This window comes from Streptococcus caledonicus (assembly GCF_042656225.1).
GTDB lineage: Bacteria > Bacillota > Bacilli > Lactobacillales > Streptococcaceae > Streptococcus > Streptococcus caledonicus.
Genome location: NZ_JBHSOJ010000016.1, coordinates 42,953 through 63,446, shown reverse-complemented (window position 1 = coordinate 63,446; position 20,494 = coordinate 42,953). Strand labels below are relative to the sequence as shown.

Genomic DNA, 20,494 nt, shown 5'->3' with positions numbered 1-20,494 from the left:
AAGAGAAAGGCTAAAAATTTAGTTTTCTCCCAAATCTTTATTTGCACTCACTCAACAACTGTATTTAATGCAATCAGTGTCTCCTCGAGGGAATCATCTGTTAATATGCCAAAGCTTAAGAGTGCTCGTAAAGGCATTGAGGACATCATTTGGGTTGCCATTTCGTCTGAAACAGCACTTGATTCAGACTCTTCGTTATGGTCTCCAAAGCTTGCTGCTATGCGTTTCATGAGATCTTTAGTGATACTTTGGCAGTTAGGTTGTTCTAATAATTCACCAATTGTTGTATTACGATGTACTTTAAACGGTAAGGCTTGTGAGCTATTTATTCGAACCTCAGTCTCGCAAATAACCTCTCGGGAACTACGACATACTTGAATGTTATAAATACCACTAGCAATGTACCAGTCATTAAGTTCTTCACTGAAATAAGCAAAACTACGTGGAGTTAGGTTTAACGTCACTTTTTGACTCTCACCTGGGGCCAAGTCAATTTTATCAAAAGCTTTTAATTCACGTATCGGTCTCTTATGATTTGCATTCTGATTGGAAACATAAAGTTGAACAACCTCTTTACCGCGGCAAGTGCCACTATTTGTGACCGTAACTGAAACTTCCAAATTGTCTGATTCAGTGAGGGTGTCCTTAGATACTTTTAAATCACTGTAGGTAAAAGTTGTATAGCTCAACCCATGTCCAAATGGATAGGCTACGGGTAGATTTTTCGTATCATAATAACGATACCCCACAAAAATCCCTTCTTGATAATCGACGTCACGGCCATTCCCAGGGAAATTAAGATAGCTTGGATTATGTTCCAATTTCAATGGGAAGGTTTCCGCTAAGCGACCGCTTGGGTTCACATGACCAAATAAAAGATTCACGGTTGCTTCACCTACAGCTTGACCAGCTAAATACATTTCTAAAATAGCTGCCACTTTATCAGCCCACGGAAGTTCCACCACAGATCCATTATAAAGAACGACAATGGTATGAGGCTGTACTGCGGTAACAGCTTCTACTAAGTCCGTTTGATTTTGTGGTAAGCTCATGTGAGTACGGTCATAACCTTCTGACTCGTAACTGTCTGGTAGTCCAATAAAAAGTACAGCAACATCAACGTTCTGAGCCACTTCAACAGCCTCGGTTCTTAATTTGACATCATCTGTTTGCTCCGTCACATCGTAACCTTGAGCATAGATAATTTTAGTTTCCTTGTTTGCTTCATCTAAGGCATTTGTCACTTTGAAACTGTTAATATGAGAACTACCACCACCCTGGAAACGTGGTTTTTTAGCAAACTCACCAATAAAAGCAATTTTTTGACTAGCTGAAAGTGGTAAAATGCCACTATTTTTAAGTAGCACTGCTGATTCCTCTGCAATCTGTCTAGCAACTGCATGATCCGCTTCTTTATCCCAAGTGACTGCTCTGCGATGATCAATATAATCAAAAGTCACAGTTAATAGACGTTCTACCGCTAAATCTAAGACACTCTCCTCTAAAAGACCTGCTCGCACAGCTTCTACTAACTTTGTATCATTGATGCCATTTGAGCTAGGCATTTCTAACTCCAAACCAGCTTCAAGACTTTTTACGCGATCGTCAACAGCACCCCAGTCAGAAACAACGTAGCCTTCAAATCCCCATTCCTTTCGCAAGATATCTGTTAACAACCACTCATTTTGAGAGGTATAGACACCATTTAAGCGATTATATGAAGACATGATAGTCTTAGGTTGAGCCTCTTTTACGATTGTCTCAAAAGCAGAAAGGTAGATTTCACGTAACGCTTGTTGCCCTACTTGGGAAGAAATGCTCATGCGACGATACTCTTGGTTGTTAGCAGCAAAATGTTTAGGGCTTGTTCCAATTCCTTGAGATTGCACACCTTTAACAAAAGCCGTTGCTAATTCTCCTGTTAGGTAAGGGTCTTCTGAAAAATATTCAAAATTACGACCACACAATGGCGAACGCTTAATATTGACACCTGGTCCCAAAATAACCGAAACATCTTCTGCCTGGCATTCATTGCCTAAAGTTTCTCCCATTTGTTGCAATAGATTTCGATCAAACGCCCCTGCCGTAGCACAAGCTGCTGGGAAACAAACAGCCTTGATACTATCGTTGATTCCTAAGTGATCTGCTGATTGGTCTTGTTTACGTAAGCCATGAGGACCATCACTCAGCATTAAACTAGGAATTCCTAAACGCTCAATTGCTTTAGTATGCCAAAAATCCTGTCCTGAACAAAGACCTGCCTTTTCCTCCAATGTTAATTGGGAGACGATTTCTTTAATATTTCTCATGATACCTTCCTTAAACTTCTTTCTAATCATGATTATTAAAATGGATATAGATGGTTATTAGCAAACATTAGACTAATGTAACTATTCCCCATCTATTCCAACGCTATACTGATTCAACTTTCATCAACCATCCATTATTTTGCAAATAGGGCTATTTTACAGAAGAGATCTTCAAGCGTCAATCGAGTATCCATATCTTTATAGACTCTTATAAGGCGATTATCAGGATTTGGTTCATAGTTCATCGTCTCTAAATTAATTTTGGGAGCAGGTACCTCCGTATAAAGATCTGTACGTTGATTTTCCTGCATAAGGGCAGCTACGACACCTTCATCTCCTAGCCCCCAAATTTCACCATGTGGCCAATCAAAATCTGGCATTTGTTTTCCTAAAGCCATATTGAGTTCTGTTAATTCTTCAAAAAGATAATTCCCTAATTTACCATAAGGTTTAACCTTGTATTCCAGCTCTGCTATTGACACTGCAAAACGCTTATAAACATTAGCTGGAACCTGCCATAAGGGCATATCAGATTGGAAAACAACATTGGCTGCATGGACATCCTGCATTAGGTTAAATTCAGAGCCACCGTCTGGGTAACTCCCTCCACCAATCCAAATCGCTGTCATTTTTTGGCAAATTTCAGGTTTTAATAAAATAGCTGACGCTAAATCTGTCAAAGATCCCTGCATCCCGATATAAAGAGGACGGTCATCATCCTTCATCGCTTCATCAATAATGAACTGTGCCCCTTCAGATAAAATTGGCGTCTGTTCATCTACCATTGCCTGCTCTGCCCCTAGTAAAACGGGATAATGACTAGTTAGTTCCATTACCTCTAACACTTTAACTAGCTCATCATAACTAGCTTTAGCAGACGTGCCTGCTGGATAACGTCCATAATTTTTATCAAAATGAGCAGCAATAAGTCCTTTTACCTCAAATCTTGGTGTCAATAGGCAATGCGCTACTGTAAACTGATCATCTGCCTCATTTTTACAATCTGAATGGATAATATAACGCACTTTACGACTTTCAGGGACTTGATAACTTAATTTTTCAAACATGACAACACATCCTTTCTATTTCACTGTCACAATCACACGCTCATAGGTTTTCAAGGGTAAATCTGCTACATTTGATACCTCCAAAATCATGTGCAATGTTTGACCAGGTTTCGCATCTTCTGGTACCGTAAATTGCACAACTGGCGTATCTTCTCCAGTCAAAGGCAATGCCCAATCTATTTCCATTTCTTTAGAATGCCACGAGGACACATGATCCATATCTCCTAAGCGAAAAACATCTGATTCTAACTCAAGGTTACTAAAATCCCAGTAGGAAGAGGCTTCATGGTAACACCACCAATGATAATTAAGACTATACCCATTGAGATCACTTGCTTTTGCTTGCAAGGTTATGATTTGGCCAGGTTCAGCTTGGATATCTTTTTTTGCTACTTTTACCTGCGGATAATGGGTCACTGACTTAAAATCATCCGTAATACACCACTGCGCTCTTGCGGCTAAGTCTGCTTGGATATCGGGAATCCAGCGGTAAAGACTGTACTCTTGCTCAAAACGTTTGGTATAAGGATTGTAGTCAATCGTCTGATTCGTCGTAAATGTATTTGGACTAATCTCCCTAAAACGACCTCCCCAGCCACCAAAACCTGGGTTTTCAAATCCCCTCAAACTAGTCTGCAAAAGGTAAAAATATGACGGCGAATCGCCTTCAGAAATAAAGTCATAGGCCTCATAATCTGGATGTTGATTTAACCAGGCCTGTTGCCCAAACTGCTCAGACTCAACTTCTCCTTCCAGGTAATAGCCATCACCGATAAGAGCATACTGGTCTAGCAGCGGTCCCTTATTTTTCAAATGAGTCAGATGCCAGTCAGCATTAAGACTTGCCCGAAAAGCCTCTGGCAATCCTTTCCAACCATAAGCAAAATACCCAAAATTCAAACTATCATTAAGTGTCTTAATATTCCAATTCTTTGAAATATAGTCGCCATAGGTCCCATCTTGATCAAGAATAATGTAGAGAACGACTTTATCCTCAACCTTTTTCTTTATCGTGTCCCAATCTGCGGTTCCTTCATAACGTTCTTGAATAGATTTCAGGGCTCTGGCAGTTGTATTTGTCCCACCCCATGTTTGAATGTATAAGGGCCTATCATCATCGTCCAGTATAAGATCTGCTAAAAAGTTAGAACCTTCTGTCTCCTCAGTCATATCACTCACATCATCAACATTCCCAATGCGATAAACCGATAATAGGGACTCCGGAGTTGGAAAAGTTGGATCGTGTTTCATAAGGTTTGGATAAACGTGACCGTATTTAGCAATCAACTCTGGAATCCAAGTCTCCCCAGTCCAACGATAAGCGGGTTTCTCTGCTGTTCCTCGGTAATGAAACATCGACGACGTTAAAATGATACCAGCAACATCAACATCATTGCTGTAAAGCAGGAATCGAATAAACGAATCCATATCGTCGATTTCACCGTCTGTTGTCACTACCGTACGTAATTTTAGTTTTTTCATGTCATTCATCACCATTCTCCAAACCAGTACCAAATACTTTTAACACGTCATCTTTGACCAAGATAATGCTTCCCTTACCGTAACGAATACGGCAAAAGGTCGCTGAACGAGGATCCATTTCAATAAAACGGTGGTTCAGCTTATCTTCAATCGTAACCGTTCCTGCAAAAATACCGTCCACTAAATCAAGGTAATCTTGTAAGTAACTTTTCGCAATCGGTCCTCCATTGTGATTTGGAAGGAGGTAATCATACTGGTCTTGGTAGGATAGTAGTAGTTCCGTATTAGCCTTAAAATTCAACAGACGCTCTTTAATGTCATAAGAAGCAGCCATTTTAGGATTACGCGAATTTTCCAGTAACAATACCTGAGCTGATTCCATCTCATCTCCACAAAACATCATCCGCTCTCCCTCATCAAAGAAAAAGAGCGATGAATTACAATGCGCAGGTTTAACTTCCAGCAACTTCAACTGACGATTTCCTAAATCAATAACATCACCTGCCTCAATCAACTTTTTGCGATAGTGAGGAAAGGGTAACCTTGTAATATCAAACGGACCTGTATTATTCATTACAGAATGTTCATCATCAACATAGCCAGAGTTTACCAAAACTTCCTCAAATTCCCCGTTTCCAGACGAATGATCAGGATGAAAATGCGTATTAGCACAAATCAAAGGCTTAGTGGTTAAAGTTTGAGCAAAAGCTCGTAAAGTCCCTGAACCATAACCAGTATCTAGAAGTAGAGCTTGTTCATCCCCTTCTAGAAGGTAAATGTGTTGACTCCCTCCCATGAATTGAATCACCCAAGTTCGTTCTTTCAATTGGTATGCTGTATAGGATGCAAATACTTCTAACGGATTCATATTAACTCCTTTCAATTCAATAAAAAATCACAGTTTCGTTACTATTATATTGTTTAATTTAATACTGACCTTTTTAAATTTCTCTAAATATTAACATCAAGGTTAAGGTTCTCACCCGAAACTGTCATTTTGGCTAAATCTTCTGTTTTTTGAAGAATCGCTAGAGCTTGACCATAATAAGTTGTTGTATTTGACTCTAGGTAGTGTTCTTCTGGTTTAGGGTTTCCTGTACCAAATCCAAGTAATTTAGCGCCTTCAAGTTCAATATGCAGGTCTTGTTCAACTGACGGGATAACCATACCACTGGCATCAACTACAGAAAAACGCACATAAGTTAAATCAGCATTTTCCTCAACTTCTGCCACTAAATGAGCACTGCTCTCATCTGCTGTGCCTAAAACATGCTCTGCAATGATTTCACCATTGAGGTAGTTGACGGCTTTCAATTCTCCGGCCTGATAAATCGTTTCAAACGTGGTCAAACATCCAAGATCTTGACCAACAGATTGTTTAGCAAGTAATTCATCATTTAGGTATAGAGCTACTTCATCACCAGCCGCATAAACTTCGACGACAACAGGTTGTCCTTTGTGACCAGACCAAGTCCATGAATGAACCGCATCTGATAAAACCCATGGTGTCTTGATAAGCTTTTTACCATAGTGCTCGGGTTTTTGCACCGCAATATAAGGTTCTTTTCGCAAACCAAACACAATCTCACGATAGTAAGAGAGCGGACGGCGTTCACCTGTAATATCAATGTCTCCACAGTAGGCTAATTGACAAGGGAACTGAGCTCCAAAACCTCCTTCTCCCCAATTATAAGCAGGAACTCCGACACCAGCTTCTCCGATATAATCCCAGCCTGTCCATGTAAAGTCACCGATAACACTTGGTAGTTGCTGAATAACCTCCCAGTTTCGAGCAATCTCTGGCGGATAAGTTTCACTACCAACCATCACGCGATTAGGGTAGTTAACCGCATCCAAGGCATAACGGGCAGTCATGTAGTTATAACCTGCAATGTCGGTTGCTGCTGTAGCCCTCTCCAGATTTTCAGAAACAATAGGATGGACAACGATTTGATCCATACTGGTATCCATCATGGACATGAAGTCGTTGACATTTCCGACCACTTCCTCACCTTTAGCTTCTTTTTCAGCAACCACATCTCTCAAGATTTGAGGAATACCATCACTAGAAGCAAAAACTCCGTTAATCCCTGCAAGAGTTGGTCGTGTAGAATCAAGAGACTTGATATGGTCATGAATATCCTTAGCTAGATGAGCTCCGTGTTTGGTAGCGATTTCAGGGATTTCATTACCAATTGAATAAAGAATCACGCTTGGGTGATTAAAATCCGTTAAAACCATAGCTGATACATCTTTACGCCAATTTTCTTCAAAAACAAGACTATAATCAAAATCTCCCTTAAATCGCGTCCACATGTCAAATGTTTCATCCATCACATAAAGTCCCAATTCGTCACAAGCTTCTAGTAAAGCTGGGGCTGCTGGATGGTGAGCCATACGAATCGCATTGAATCCTGCTTCTTTGAGGAGACGAACACGACGTTTCTCAGCAGTTAAGTAAGTTGCTGCTCCTAAAAGGCCACTGTCATGGTGAATGCAAGCACCACGCAACTTAACAGTCTTTCCATTGATACGCAAACCACGCTTACTATCAACAGTAATTGTCCTAATACCAAAGGTTTGTTTATCACAGTCAATCAATTGATCATTTTCTGTCACATCAACTTCTAACTGATAACGATAAGGAGAATCCGCTGACCATAGCTGAGCTTTTTCAATAACAAGTGAGGTAACCAAATCAGAAGATTCACCAGCTTTGATAAAGTATGGACGAGAATCTTGCTGAACCAATTGCCCTTGATCATCTTTAATACGTAAAACAAGATTGAAAGTTCTTGCTCGACTGCTCTCATTCACCAGAGGAACCGTCATTTTAACCGTTGCTAAATCATCACTCACATCCATCGTTTCAACACGGCTACCGCTGGCAGCCACATGAAGTTCCTGACTGCGCAAGAGGTAAACATCACGGTAAATCCCACTTCCAGAATACCAACGGCTATTACTCATAGCACCATTACGGACTTGAACACGGATTTCATTGCCCCCAACTTGTAAAAAATCATGGATAGGAACATAGAAAGTTGTATAACCATTGTGATGTTTACCAGCCAATTGCCCATTGACATAGACAAAGGTATTCATATAAGAACCTTCAAATTTTAACACAAGGCGTTGCTCCAAATCAGCTTCAGTAGCTTTAAAGGTTTTGACATAGACATAATTGCCACCATCTCGAAAACCAGTATTCCCACCATTGTTACTCTCTGCGTAAGGTTTCTCTTCTAGCATCGCATCATGTGGAAGTGTCACTGACTTAGCTTTTTCAGGAACATTCCAAACTAAAGCAAAAGAATCTCCGTCATTCCAAAATAACCAATTGTCGTTATAAAGTTCTTGTTTCATGTTATGTTATTACCTGATGTCAACATCACTTGGACACCCAAATGTTCACATCGTTTCCTTTCTGTTCTATTATATCTTTTTAACAAACAAACGACACCGCTGATACAAACCAACCGTGTCGTTGCCGCTATATTCAGTTGGTGTTACGCTTCGTGATTATCATCTGAATGGTCACGAATCATTGATTTCATTGTTTGAATATCATCATAATGTTTTTCAACTGGGTTAAATCGCAAACAGAACAACATGATTAGTCCTGTAATAATTGGCGCTCCAAATCTCATAAAGTTCAGAACAAATAGTGTTGCTTCATTTTGTTGCCCAACCGCACCGGCTACATAACCAACAAGACCAAGAAGGAAAAGTGGCAATGAGTTTGATACAGTGTTACCCATTTTTTGAGCAAAACCTTTAATAGAAGAAATTACGCCGTTTGCTGAAATACCTTCTGTAAATTGAACATAGTCAATCGCATCATTAACAAGAACGTTAACCAGAGCATTTTGCATAGAAGCAAGTGCTGTAGCGATAAAGGTAACAACACATAGGAAAATAAAGTTACTATTTCCAAAGAAGAATAGTAAAGCATAGCAAATTGATGAGCTAATCACTGACACTGTCAAAGCACGTTGACCAGTTTTAAAGACACGCAAGAAAATTGGAAGTAGAACAACCATTGACACCAAAGCACCCATAGATACTACAAGCATGTAAGTTTCAATAAGATCAGGACGGGCAAGATAGTACATCACATAAAAAACTGAAGTCGCAAACATTAAGCCATATCCCATAGAAGCCATAATCCACACAATGATGAATGGAGATAACTCTTTGTGCTTCAAAATACGTTTCAAGTCCTGAGACATTGGACGGTCTGGTAGGGGTTCAATATATTTTTCCTTAGATGTTGCAAATAGCCCCCAGAAGGATACGCATGATAGAGCACCGAGGATAAGCATAAGTGGTACCCAACCATTTGATACTCCAAAAAGATTTCCTAAAAATCCTTTAATAGAATTTGCATAGGAAGAACCTACTGTAAACATAATGGCTGTTGCACTTGCACCATAGCCAATAACCTTATTACGAAGAGCGTCACTTTTAACATGTGCTGGTAATACTGACATTTGAGGCATGGTGTACATGGTTACTGTCATTTGATAGCCGATGTAAGCAATCAAGAAGTACCACCAGTTACCATTTTGACCAAGGCCTGGATTTTGCCAAAGCATAACAGCAAAAATAGTCAAGAAAATTGGCGCTGGAACGAAGTACGGGCGATAACGACCCCATTTGGTCTTAGTACGGTCAGCAATCAATCCCATCATTGGATCATTAACGGCATCCCAAAATGTTGAAATTGTCATCAGCAAAGCTACCGATGTCGCAGTTAAGCCAACTGTGTCAGTTAAATGAATACTAAAGTAACTTCCCAAAATAGCTGCAATCATCATGGCAGTACCACTAACCGATGTGGCATGGAAGAAGGCAAATTTACCATCTAATTTTTCTTTTGGCTGTTTATTTTCCATAAGAATATCTCCTTAATTTATTTTCTTTTGGTTTTTACAAGAATAAGTATATCAATTAGAAAACGCTTCCTCCATATCCTAATAACACATCTTGTGTGTTCATTTCGTAGATATAAACCAAAATTGATTACCCCTTTAAAAAGCCACCTACTCGACTCAAATCAATTTCTACATCAATTTCTTTCGGAACTGTCACTACCCACTCTCTTTTCCTTTTTGAAATACAAATTTGGCCCGAAACTGATTGATAAGTCATCTCAAAATCCTCAACAATTTCCAACGATGGCTTGATTTGGATAGCTTTATAGCCTGGTTCTAGGATTTTGAGTCCAACCGTTTCACGAATAATCCAATCCAGAACTCAACCGAAAGCATAATGATTAAAAGAGAAGGTGCCTACTGTCCCATCAGGTTGAATGCCTGCCCAAGACTCCCAGATCGTTGTAGCACCTTGGTTAATTTCATAGAACCAGGATGGACAAGCATCTTGGAAGAAGACTGTTTTTGCTAACTCTTCTTGACCATACTCACACAAGACATCCAATAGGTAGGGAACCGATAAAAATCCTGTGTCCAAGCGATTATCATTATCTTTGATTTTTTGTACAAGCTGGGCTAGTAGCTGATTTTCGAGAACTTTAGGAACCATCGCGAAAGCTAGCGCTAGGACGTAGCAACCTTGATAATCTGCAATCAATTTTCCTTCTCTGGTCACAAAATATTGGGTGAAGGCTGACTTGACTTTTTTCGCATAATCACGAAAATCTGCTCCGCTTTTTCCCAAAACCTCAGAAATATCTGCCAAAAGCTCTGCCGAATGGGCAAGAAAAGCTGTCGCCACCAAATCCTTTGTAACCTCTGCTGTCCGCATGGGGTTAGACTCAGTCATCATGAAACTCGGAAACATCCAGTCACCATAGTGGAACTTGGTATCCCAAATGTAGCGAGCATCGCCTTTTTTATCACCAGCCGCACTTTTCTGCGCATAGGTAAACCATTTGAGCATAGCTTCATAATTGTCTTCAAGGGCCTTTTTATCTCCGAAGCGCTCGTAAAGTGTCCAAGGCACCATGATAATAGCATCCCCCCAACCTGCAGATGAATAAGAACCCGTGAAGGACGAATCTTTGGCATCTTTTGGTGTCGGTGAATAGTCCACATTCAAATAAAGAAAATTTCATTTATAAAGAAGATGATTTCATGCCTTTTACAAAATTAAAAGATAAATCCGTCTTATTTGCTTTAAAGATATCCCATACAGTATTAATCTCCCTCAAAATAGCCAATTAGCCCTTATGCATCACCACCTAGATAGACCTTCCAAACTTCATTTTCATGACTATATTGAAATTTGCTATGTTGCCAGTGGCCGTCTCATCCATATCGTTGATAAAGACCCCTTTGTCATGACTGCTGGTGATCTGATTGTCATTCCAGAAAAGAAGGAGCATCTATTAGCTCCTTTAGAGTAAGAAAAACCTATTCTTATCAACCTCCTCATTCATCCTAATCTTCTAGTGCTAGTAACTCCACTAACCCCCACATTTTCTATTTCCAACTCCAATACGCCTTTTTTGAAAATATTACTCGGTCTACTTCTCTCGAATACGCCTTTTATCAATTGCTTAAAGAATATCAACTCCAGCATCATCACGATAATCTTTCAACAATAGGTACTCTTTTACAATTTTTATACCATCTCAATCAGCAAGAAAGGTTAAGCGAGAGTACTTATGATTTACTAACAATAACCTGCCTAGCCTAGATAAGATTAATTAAGATAGCCATCAAATGACTCAGAAAATTTTAGCTGAAGCAGTCAATTATAGTCCTAGCTATCTATCACGTCATCTCAAAAAAGTCACTGGAAAAACAATTTCACAGTTGATAAGCGAGGCCAAACTCCGACTAGCACAAGATTTACTAGCAAATACTAATATGCCTATAAGCAAAATCGCTGAACAAATTGGTTATACAAGTGAAAGCCACTTTTTTAAACTCTTTAAAAATAACTATCAGATTACCCCTAATCATTACCGTAGGCTGATGAGTACTTCCCAATACAACGTTAAAAAGCCTAGAAATACATGATATTAAATCATTGTAATTCTAAGCTTTTTAGTTAGTGTTTACTCAAACTCATCCAGCGTCCATTCGTCGCGCCAATCAATATAGGCACGTTCTCCTTCAAAACGAATTGGGAGCCAGACGTAATCTGCAATCGCTGTATTTTCAACAGGTGTTTCTCCCATACGGGAAAAATTAAAATCATCCTTGCGCCCTTGGTAAATAAGGTCAAACATTTCAGCGTAAGTTTCATAATCACGGTGCATCTCATTTGGTAGCCAACGGTCAGCACAGGCAATATAAAGGTCTTTCTTACCTTCAACTTTGAGAACAGAAGAAATTTGTGAGTGGAAAGAGGTATTGCTCTCGTCTCCCACATGTGGGTTACCTTGCACTATAAATGGTCCATGCCATGTATCAGCGATTGCCACTTCAGACGGGTTTGGCAGATAACCTGTTGTCCCAGAAGTCAATAAGTAATGCTTCCCATTTCTGTAAAAATGAGCTGTCGCTTCACGTACATAAGGAGGGTGCACACGCGGAAAATGTGTGGAATAGTAGCCTGTTACATCTGTATAATCATCTGTCAAATCCGCACAAATCGTCTCACTATGTACGCGCTCAAAGTAATAATAAGCTTTTCCATCAGGAGCAACTGCCAAGTCAAAATCCCCAGCACTCATGCCTAAAGGTCGTAACCCTTCTTTCACCTTTGTGTAAGGTCCCAAGATATGATCAGCAGTTAAAACTGTTTCGGTTTGTTCATCAAAACCATTCATAATTTTTAGCCAGCAGACATATTTTTTGGTCCGTTCATTGTAGATAATATGTGGGCGGTCCATACAAGATGATGGGTGAAGGCTCGAAGTCTCATCATCTTGCTCAGGCTCAATAATGATACCTTCGTCCTTCCAATTATACAAGTCTGTTGAGCTATAACATTTAACGCCCCAATGCCAAATACCGTTTTTTCCATCTGTTTTTTCTTTATTTTCACCGTACCAATAATATACACCATCCACATAAAAAACTGAGCCACCGTGGGCTTGGATTCTCTTGCCGTCCGTATCTAACCAAGGTTCCCCTGGTTTAAATGAATGATAAGTCATTTCTCTTCCTCTGCTTTCTTTGAAATGAAAAGTCCTTGAACTCAAAGACTTTTCGCATGTTATCAATTTTTACGCTCCGTGATTATCTTCTGAATGGTCACGAATCAGAGCTTTCATTGCTTTAATATCCTCACGATGTTTGTTTACAGGATTGAAACGAAGGGCAAAAAGCATAATTAGACCAATCACTACTGGTGCACCGCATTTCAAAAAATTAAGAGCAAACATTGTTGCAGCATTTTGTTGACCTACAGCATTAGCGACATATCCAGTCAAACCAAGAATAAATAAAATTCCTGAATTGGTAATCGTACCACCACACTTTTGAGCAAAGCCTTTAATGGAAGAAATTAAACCATTGGCAGAAATACCTTCGGTAAATTGAATATAATCAATAGCATCATTGACCAAGACATTTACGAGAGCATTTTGCATAGTCGAAAAGAGTGAAGCACCAAAGGCAAGGACACAAAGGAATATAAAGTTACTCGTACCAAAGAAATACATAACTACATAGAAAATGCTAGAACTAATCACAGAGAAGGTGATAGCTTTCTCTGCCGTCTTGAAGATTTTCAAAGTTAGTGGCATTACCACCATCATTGATAGGAGGCCTGCTGGTGAAGCAATAAGCATGAATGTACCAATCAAATCAGGACGTTGGTAATAATAAGTCATGTAATAAACAGATGAAGCAAAGGACAAGCCGTATCCAACAGAAACCAAGACCCAAACAATAATAAATGGTAGCAATTCTTTATGTTTCAAGATACGTTTCAAGTCTTGTGACATTGGACGATCTGGCAATGGTTCAATATATTTTTCACGTGATGTCGCAAATAGTCCCCAGAAAGACAGACATGATAGTACGCCTAAAATAAGCATTAGAGGAATCCAGCCATTTGACACACCTAGCGTTTTTTCAAAGAATTTTGTCAAATCTGGACCAAAGGATGTTCCTGCTGTAAACATGAGAGCTGATGATACTGCTCCAAAGGTAATGATTTTATTGCGGTGGTTATCATTTTTAACATGTGCTGGCAAAATTGACATCTGTGGCATAGTATACATGGTAGTTGTCATCCCAAAACCAATTTGCATAGCCAGTACCCACCAGAATTTTCCAGTTTGTGAAAGATCAGGATTAAACCACATTAAAGTCCCAAAGATAGTTAATAAAATTGGCGCTGGAAGAAAATACGGACGATAACGTCCCCAACGAGATTTGGTTCTATCTGCGATAATCCCCATCATCGGGTCATTAATCGCATCCCATAACGAACCAATAAACATAACAAGAGCACCTGCACTGGCTGCTAATCCGATGTTATCGGTCATATAAACACTAAAATAAGTTGATATCAATGCCATCATCATCATGGCTGTACCATTTACAGATGTAGCATGAAAGAAAGCAAACTTACCGTCAAACTTTTCAGTTACTTGGGTCTTTTCCATAAGAAAAACTCCTTATAAATAATACTTATGGTAAACATGTGAAACTCTTGTCTTTTCTATAAAAACCAAAAATCGAAAAGTCATCAAAGAGTTGGTAAAAATTTTGATTGAGCTTCACAGTTACCTACATTTGTTATTTTAATGAAAAATATGGTAGAATAACATACAAAAAACCAACTTAAAACACACTTTATTTCTTAAAAAACGACCTTGGGAGTTTAAAGATGACTGAAAAACAAGATGACTTTAGTTATAAAACTGAAAATACGCGTTCTGCTGATAACTATCCTTTGATTGATGTCCGATATCCTCTGGCTATGTTTTATAAAAAGACACTCGGAAAGCAGCAACTTTTAACGCTAATCCAAGATAAAACTATCGAATTCATTGTTAAAGAACAATCTCAAGATATGTATAAAAGTAATAGTTTTCAACTATTCTATGTCCTTTCTGGACAAGTTACCGAATGTATCGAAAACAAGGAATATACCTATTTAGCTGGTCAAGGTTGCTTACTGAATCGAAGAATTGCTCACAATGATTTTATAAAAGGTGGTCATCTATTAATTTTGGATATCTCAGAAAGAATGGTTGAAGAATTATTAGAAGTAATGACAATAGAGCAAAGAGAGCAACCCATATTTTCTTATCTTCAACAATTTTTTCAAAAAAATCAAGATTGGAAACGCCATTTTATTGAATTTAATGCCATTTTGCCTATAGAAAACCAGCCTTTTAACAAGATTTTGGATACCATTCAAGTTGAATTATCTACCCAACCTTTGGGGAGTTTATTTTTTCAAAAAGGGTTGGTCTTACGCTTACTTCATGCACTTGAAAATCCTCATTTTTTCACACTACGCCAGGTTGCATTAGACGCATGCAAGGAAGACTTTCTCACTCACCGTCTAATGACCTTAATCGAGGCTAGTCATGGCAATATTTCTCGGCTAGAAATTGAAGAAACATTACATTATAATTCGGAATACCTTAATCGATTATTGAAAAAGAGATATCAACATACTATTACTAGTTATTCAAAAATTATTCGTACTCAAAAAGCTCAACAACTCCTTACAACAACAGACCTCACTGTAGCTGCCATTGCAGAGGCACTCAACTTTTCAACGGAACACTACTTCTATAACTTTTTCAAAAAAGAAACAGGTTTCTCCCCAAAACAGTATCGATTAAAGCATCAAGATAGCAAAAATAATTTTTGAGCCTTAACAAGGAATCTAGGAGACTAGGCAAAAAAACTTAAAACAGTAAATGGCTTAGATTAACGTCGTTAAGAAACGTTGATTCTAAGCCATTTTATATTTGTTCTATTTTTTTAAGAATAGTTGAAATCTAAGTCTCTTACTACCCTATTTTTGAGGATTCCTATGCCCATCTACTTTTTTCTTCTAACGGTAAAGCAAAACGTTTTTGGAGCCAGATATCGGCTGAAGTAATCCATTCTGCTGCTATCGAATTGAGCTCTGTCTTTGCTTTAGCAGTTGCCTGAGTTGCTAAGGCTAAGCCATGGTTCCCTTCCTCATAAATATGAACCTCAAACGGGACACCGGCATCAGCTAAGGCAGTTGCCATACGAGTCGTATGTCCTACTGGCACCAAACGATCTCCTGCCGTTGCCCAAAGAAAGGTCGGTGGGGTTGTTTGAGTAACGAGACGATTTGGGCTCAGCTTAGCCAACTCCTCTTCTGTCGGCTCTTCCTTTCCAAAAAGGGACAAATTCCCAATCCTAAATAGATTTTTAGCCATATCATCTTGTGTCTTTAAGAATTCTTTCATATAAACGTAGTCTGACAGCGGATAACCTGCAATGACTGCTGCTGGCTTAACTTTTTCTGAGTCAAATACATCTGTAATGACTGCTTTATCATAATGCACAGCATAATTTAGGACATTGTGCCCACCTGCAGAAAAACCACAGATAGCAATTTTATCAGTATCAACCAGCCATTCATCGGCATGATCATGAATCGTCACAAAAGCTTTGGCGATATCTCTAATCGCCGCGGGATAAATAGAATAATCACGTTTTTCTAAGTGTTTCCCTTCAAATACCACGCTAAAATCATCTGATTCTGTCATGAAAACATTGTAACGAAGAACAAAAGCATGGTACCCCATAGCAGCAAAACGAAGAGCTACTGGCTCCCCTTCACGATCAGAACAATTGAGGTAAGCACCTCCTGGACAAATGATAATCGCTGGACGTTTCTTTCCATTTAACAGTTCAGAAGAATCATCCAAGATATAGGTGGTTAGTGTAACATTAGGGTTATTGTCATCTAATTGAATTTTTTTAACAAGCATTGTGACACCTCCTTTCTCTAAATTATAAAACTTTGTAAGCCTTTTCTCTATGGCTATTTTACAGAAATATACTGTCTTTTTCACAGAAGGAAGATTAAAAAAAACTCTAAAAGTCGTTTCCCCTAAACTAAAATGTTCAGTTAATCACTTTTATTTCCCTTTACCGCTATTACGATACTCAGCTGGCGACATGCCTAAGATTTTCTTAAATATTTTGTAAAAATAAGATGGGTTTTCATAGCCAACTTTAGCTGCAATTTTTTCAATTGGTGCATTGGTATATAAGAGATAATCCGCAGCAGCATTGACACGCTGTAAGTGAAGTAATTTAATAAAAGACTTACCTGTATGTTTTTTCAAGTAGGAGGACAAATAATTCGGGTTAAAACCAAAATATTCTCCCATCTCATCTAAGGTAGTAGAAGCATAGTGTTTTTCAATATAGAGAAGCAATGACATTAAGGTTGATTCATTTTTACGACTGCTGACCATTGCTGTTTCTTCTTTTATAGATAAGCGTAATAATTTTGCAAATAAGACAAGGAGTTCGTATCGAATAATAGAACTTGATTGACCATCTGTAATTCGATAATATTCATAAACAATATTATTAATCGTATGTAAAACACCGTCCTCGGGTTTGGTATGAAAAACAGTATAGATTCCCTCATCATCACTCGTTTCTTGCGGTGTAAAAAAAAGAAGATCTGCTAAGTAGCTACTGGCGCCACTTCTTCTCAAAAAATCTAAATCTGTATGTGAAAATGCAGTAGGTTTCAGTGCAATATTTAATGCTAAATCATCTGCTCCAGTTTTTAAATTTTGGTGAACAGTATTAGGACCAACAATGAAAATATCTCCTTTGGTTAGGTGGATGTGCTCTTTTTCCGTTATAATATCTAAGTTTCCTCTAATAGGAATAATCATCTCTACATGATTATGATAATGGAACGGAACAAAGGAGTCTACAGGATTTACTGATAAAGCAATTGGTTGCGGATTAACATCTAAGGAATCATCTAAGTTATGAAAAAACTCATAAACAGGTTGTCCTTCAAAGGTTTTTGCTGGAATAGGATGCATTGTTGAAACAATAGTTTCCCAATCTCTTTTTTCCCGATATTTAACTAAAAGATCAAATATATCAAACATGACTAACTTCCTTATTCTTCCCCTTCATTTATAATAAAAATTTCCTATCTAGGTTAAACATTATTTTTCCGATAAGCACTTGGGGTGCAACCGTATCGTTTTTTAAACTGCCGAAAAAAATAACTAGTCGTGTTAAATCCTGATTCAAGTGCAATATTATCAATAGAAAGTTCTGTATTCGATAGTAAATCACATGCGATTAACAGCCGTTTTTCTAACAAGATTTCTTGAAAATTCTTACCCGTATGCTTTTTTAACATATTGCTCATATAGTTACTATTATAGCCAAAATGCTGAGCTAAATCCGAAATCTTTAACCCCTGATAGTGAGAATCAATATAATCTAAAACTTTAGCATAATCAAATCGCTGTGACGTATGGTGAGCAAACGTTTCATCACGGTAAATACGAAATAGCTCCATAAAAATTAATTGCAAATAATGAGATAAGAAACTTTCTCGTTGACTTTGATATGACCAATATTCAGATAGAAGCATCTGCATTTGCAAGTGAATGCGACTATTGCTACTTGTATCAAAAATCATGTACCTATCATGGCTAGCCTGTTTATCAAAAGCTGTCGTTAAAAAAGAGGTAGCCAGACTCGTATCATTTTGCAAACGTAGAAGAAATAGTGAAGAAAATGTCTCCTCATTAATTAAAATATTAATAAGAATATCCTCCTCACCAAGCGGCTCAATTGAATGTGGTACATCTCGATCTAGAACACAAAGGCTACCTTGAGGCAAATCTATTTCTTCTCCGTTGATTTTTTGCCTACACTGTCCAGCATAAACATAAATGATCTCAATAAAGTCATGTAAGTGTTCAATCATTGGAGCAAATCTGTTATGACGGCTGATGAATACATTTTGCCCCTCCTTGAAAAAAGCATTTTTAGGGAAGCGTATAATATTAAACAAGGGATCTAAATACAGTTTTTCTGTTTCATTCAACATAGGAAAATCATTTATAGATTTCCCAGATTCCTTTTGTTTTTGTTCAATAACATTAATATGGTGTAAATAAGTTTCTAACTCTCTGAGATTCATAACAACCTCCTATATGTAGATAGTTCATTATAAACTAATTTTTGTGCATTGTAAATTTTTGAGGAAGATACTAAAATGAAAAGAAATAAAACGCTTACAGATATCTATAGATATCTAGAAAGGAATTATATGTCTCAACAAAATGCAACTAAAGTACCTTTAAGCGAAAAGATTACATTTGGTTTTGGTAATCTTGCTGCTAACCTAATGATTACAACCGCCAATGGTTTTATTACCTATTTCTATACTGATGTCATTGGATTAACAATGACTGTAGTAGGTTCCATACTCCTATTTGCTCGTGTTTTTGACGGGGTATCCGACTTAATCATGGGGGCCGTTGTAGATAGAACGTCAACAGCAACTGGTAAGGCGAGACCATGGATTAAACGAATGATTCTTCCTTATGCACTAGCTCTTATTTTACTATTTACATCTCCTTCTTTTCTCCCAGAAAGTATGAAAGCCATTTATGCTTTTGCAACTTACGTTATTTCTCTAGCAGGAGTTTATACGATGACAATGGTTCCTTATAATACATTGCTTGGAACGACTTCATCTGATTCAAAAGAGCGTGGCTATCTTTCAACTTCTCGAACCATTTTTGGTTTCGCTGGAGCCTTCTTAGTTAACGGAGCTGTCCTACAAATTGTAAACTTCTTTGGTGAAGTAACTTCCGCTTCATCTTGGACTAAAATGGCTGCAGTATTCGCTCTCTTTTCAGTGATTCTGCTCTTTATTCTGCATCAAAATTCTAAGGAACGTGTCCTTGAAAATAGTGAAGCTCTCAGTGCCGATCAGGCACAAAAGGTCTCCACAGCTGATAACATTAAAGCCCTTTTCCAAAATAAATATTGGATTATCTTAATTTTAACAATGTTAATTAGCTTTATCAGCTCTGGACTTGGAGGCATCAATATCTACTACGCTCAATATGTTCTTGGTGATGTTAGCAAGGTTGCCTTGCTTGGTATGCTCTCCTTTGCACCGATTCTTGTAGGTAGTTTAGTTGTCCCATTCTTGATGGCCAAACTATCTAAGAGATCTGTGATGATTTTGGGAAATATTATCATGCTAATTGGTACTATTCTCCTTGCACTTTTCCCTACCGATTTCACTTTAGTTATTGTAGGACTTGTCATTCGTGGTTTAGGTATCGCCCCTGGTGCCGTGGCTGGATTTGCCATGCTTGGGGATGTAGCCGACTATGGTGAATGGAAAACAGGTATCCGTTCTGACGGCCTCATTTTCTCAGCAGCAACATTTGGTGAAAAAGTTGGTTCAGGACTTGGTGGGCTTATCCTTGGACTGGTCATGGCATCTGGTGGCTATGTCGCAGGAGCAGCAACTCAATCAGCAACAACACTCTTTGCTATTAAAGCCGTCTTTGCTTATATTCCGATACTTTTAGCCGTTATTTCAATTATCCTATTGTTCTTCTATGATTTGGATAAGAAACTCCCTCAAATTGTCAAAGATATTCAAGTACGTGCTAAAGGTGTTAACGAAAATTAATACGTAGTATTCTAGGGAGAGGAGCATTGCTCCCTCCTTAGTCTTATGTGAAAGGAAAAT

17 protein-coding genes are annotated in these 20,494 nt (G+C 38.3%); 4 read left to right on the top strand and 13 right to left on the bottom strand.

Annotated features, from left to right (window positions below):
* Positions 1 to 47 precede the first annotated feature (47 nt).
* The 8 genes from ACFPQ3_RS04320 to ACFPQ3_RS04285 all read right to left on the bottom strand — a co-directional run bounded on the left by ACFPQ3_RS04320 (position 48) and on the right by ACFPQ3_RS04285 (position 10,915).
* A complete protein-coding gene (locus tag ACFPQ3_RS04320) occupies positions 48 to 2,309 on the bottom strand; it encodes a glycoside hydrolase family 3 C-terminal domain-containing protein (protein ID WP_198039884.1) in 2,262 nt (753 codons plus the stop codon).
* 134 nt (positions 2,310 to 2,443) lie between these two features.
* A complete protein-coding gene (locus tag ACFPQ3_RS04315) occupies positions 2,444 to 3,376 on the bottom strand; it encodes a nucleoside hydrolase (RefSeq protein WP_156805696.1) in 933 nt (310 codons plus the stop codon).
* A gap of 15 nt (positions 3,377 to 3,391) precedes the next feature.
* Complete coding sequence (locus ACFPQ3_RS04310; protein WP_156805695.1) at positions 3,392 to 4,858, bottom strand: DUF1593 domain-containing protein; 1,467 nt, start codon at positions 4,856 to 4,858, stop codon at positions 3,392 to 3,394.
* A gap of 1 nt (position 4,859) precedes the next feature.
* Positions 4,860 to 5,726 (bottom strand): MBL fold metallo-hydrolase, encoded by an 867-nt coding sequence (locus ACFPQ3_RS04305; RefSeq protein WP_156805694.1) that lies wholly within the window; start codon positions 5,724 to 5,726, stop codon positions 4,860 to 4,862.
* Positions 5,727 to 5,809: 83 nt separating this feature from the next.
* Positions 5,810 to 8,224, bottom strand: a complete 2,415-nt coding sequence (locus ACFPQ3_RS04300) for a glycoside hydrolase family 2 TIM barrel-domain containing protein (RefSeq protein ID WP_156805693.1) — start codon at positions 8,222 to 8,224, stop codon at positions 5,810 to 5,812.
* Between the two features lie 143 nt (positions 8,225 to 8,367).
* Positions 8,368 to 9,756: an MFS transporter gene (locus ACFPQ3_RS04295; RefSeq protein ID WP_156805692.1), complete on the bottom strand. Its 1,389-nt coding sequence runs from the start codon at positions 9,754 to 9,756 to the stop codon at positions 8,368 to 8,370.
* A gap of 127 nt (positions 9,757 to 9,883) precedes the next feature.
* Positions 9,884 to 10,078: an alpha-L-rhamnosidase C-terminal domain-containing protein gene (locus ACFPQ3_RS04290; protein ID WP_269747722.1), complete on the bottom strand. Its 195-nt coding sequence runs from the start codon at positions 10,076 to 10,078 to the stop codon at positions 9,884 to 9,886.
* Positions 10,079 to 10,117: 39 nt separating this feature from the next.
* Positions 10,118 to 10,915, bottom strand: a complete 798-nt coding sequence (locus ACFPQ3_RS04285) for an alpha-L-rhamnosidase-related protein (protein ID WP_232323190.1) — start codon at positions 10,913 to 10,915, stop codon at positions 10,118 to 10,120.
* Between the two features lie 136 nt (positions 10,916 to 11,051).
* On the opposite strand from ACFPQ3_RS04285, the gene ACFPQ3_RS04280 reads away from it, so the two are divergent.
* Positions 11,052 to 11,228: a cupin domain-containing protein gene (locus ACFPQ3_RS04280; RefSeq protein WP_156805691.1), complete on the top strand. Its 177-nt coding sequence runs from the start codon at positions 11,052 to 11,054 to the stop codon at positions 11,226 to 11,228.
* 319 nt (positions 11,229 to 11,547) lie between these two features.
* Positions 11,548 to 11,847: a helix-turn-helix domain-containing protein gene (locus tag ACFPQ3_RS04275; RefSeq protein ID WP_156805690.1), complete on the top strand. Its 300-nt coding sequence runs from the start codon at positions 11,548 to 11,550 to the stop codon at positions 11,845 to 11,847.
* A 38-nt stretch (positions 11,848 to 11,885) separates the two neighbouring features.
* Here the strand turns inward: ACFPQ3_RS04275 and ACFPQ3_RS04270 are convergent, their stop codons facing one another.
* Both ACFPQ3_RS04270 and ACFPQ3_RS04265 read right to left on the bottom strand, forming a co-directional pair.
* Entirely contained in the window at positions 11,886 to 12,932 is a 1,047-nt protein-coding gene (locus ACFPQ3_RS04270; RefSeq protein WP_156805689.1) for a family 43 glycosylhydrolase, read from the bottom strand.
* 69 nt (positions 12,933 to 13,001) lie between these two features.
* Positions 13,002 to 14,390, bottom strand: a complete 1,389-nt coding sequence (locus ACFPQ3_RS04265; protein ID WP_156805688.1) for an MFS transporter — start codon at positions 14,388 to 14,390, stop codon at positions 13,002 to 13,004.
* Positions 14,391 to 14,614: 224 nt separating this feature from the next.
* Between ACFPQ3_RS04265 and ACFPQ3_RS04260 the strand changes: the two genes are divergently transcribed.
* Entirely contained in the window at positions 14,615 to 15,613 is a 999-nt protein-coding gene (locus ACFPQ3_RS04260; RefSeq protein WP_156805687.1) for a helix-turn-helix domain-containing protein, read from the top strand.
* A 163-nt stretch (positions 15,614 to 15,776) separates the two neighbouring features.
* On the opposite strand, the gene ACFPQ3_RS04255 is transcribed toward ACFPQ3_RS04260, so the two are convergent.
* The 3 genes from ACFPQ3_RS04255 to ACFPQ3_RS04245 form a co-directional block, all read right to left on the bottom strand.
* A complete protein-coding gene (locus ACFPQ3_RS04255) occupies positions 15,777 to 16,715 on the bottom strand; it encodes an alpha/beta hydrolase (protein ID WP_156805686.1) in 939 nt (312 codons plus the stop codon).
* 150 nt (positions 16,716 to 16,865) lie between these two features.
* Positions 16,866 to 17,867, bottom strand: coding sequence for a helix-turn-helix domain-containing protein (locus tag ACFPQ3_RS04250; protein ID WP_156805685.1), 1,002 nt, complete (start codon positions 17,865 to 17,867; stop codon positions 16,866 to 16,868).
* A gap of 53 nt (positions 17,868 to 17,920) precedes the next feature.
* The gene (locus ACFPQ3_RS04245) at positions 17,921 to 18,919 is read right to left on the bottom strand and encodes an AraC family transcriptional regulator (RefSeq protein ID WP_156805684.1); all 999 of its coding nucleotides are present in this window, start codon (positions 18,917 to 18,919) and stop codon (positions 17,921 to 17,923) included.
* Positions 18,920 to 19,048: 129 nt separating this feature from the next.
* Between ACFPQ3_RS04245 and ACFPQ3_RS04240 the strand changes: the two genes are divergently transcribed.
* Positions 19,049 to 20,434, top strand: a complete 1,386-nt coding sequence (locus tag ACFPQ3_RS04240; RefSeq protein ID WP_156805683.1) for an MFS transporter — start codon at positions 19,049 to 19,051, stop codon at positions 20,432 to 20,434.
* The last annotated feature ends 60 nt before the right edge of the window (positions 20,435 to 20,494 follow it).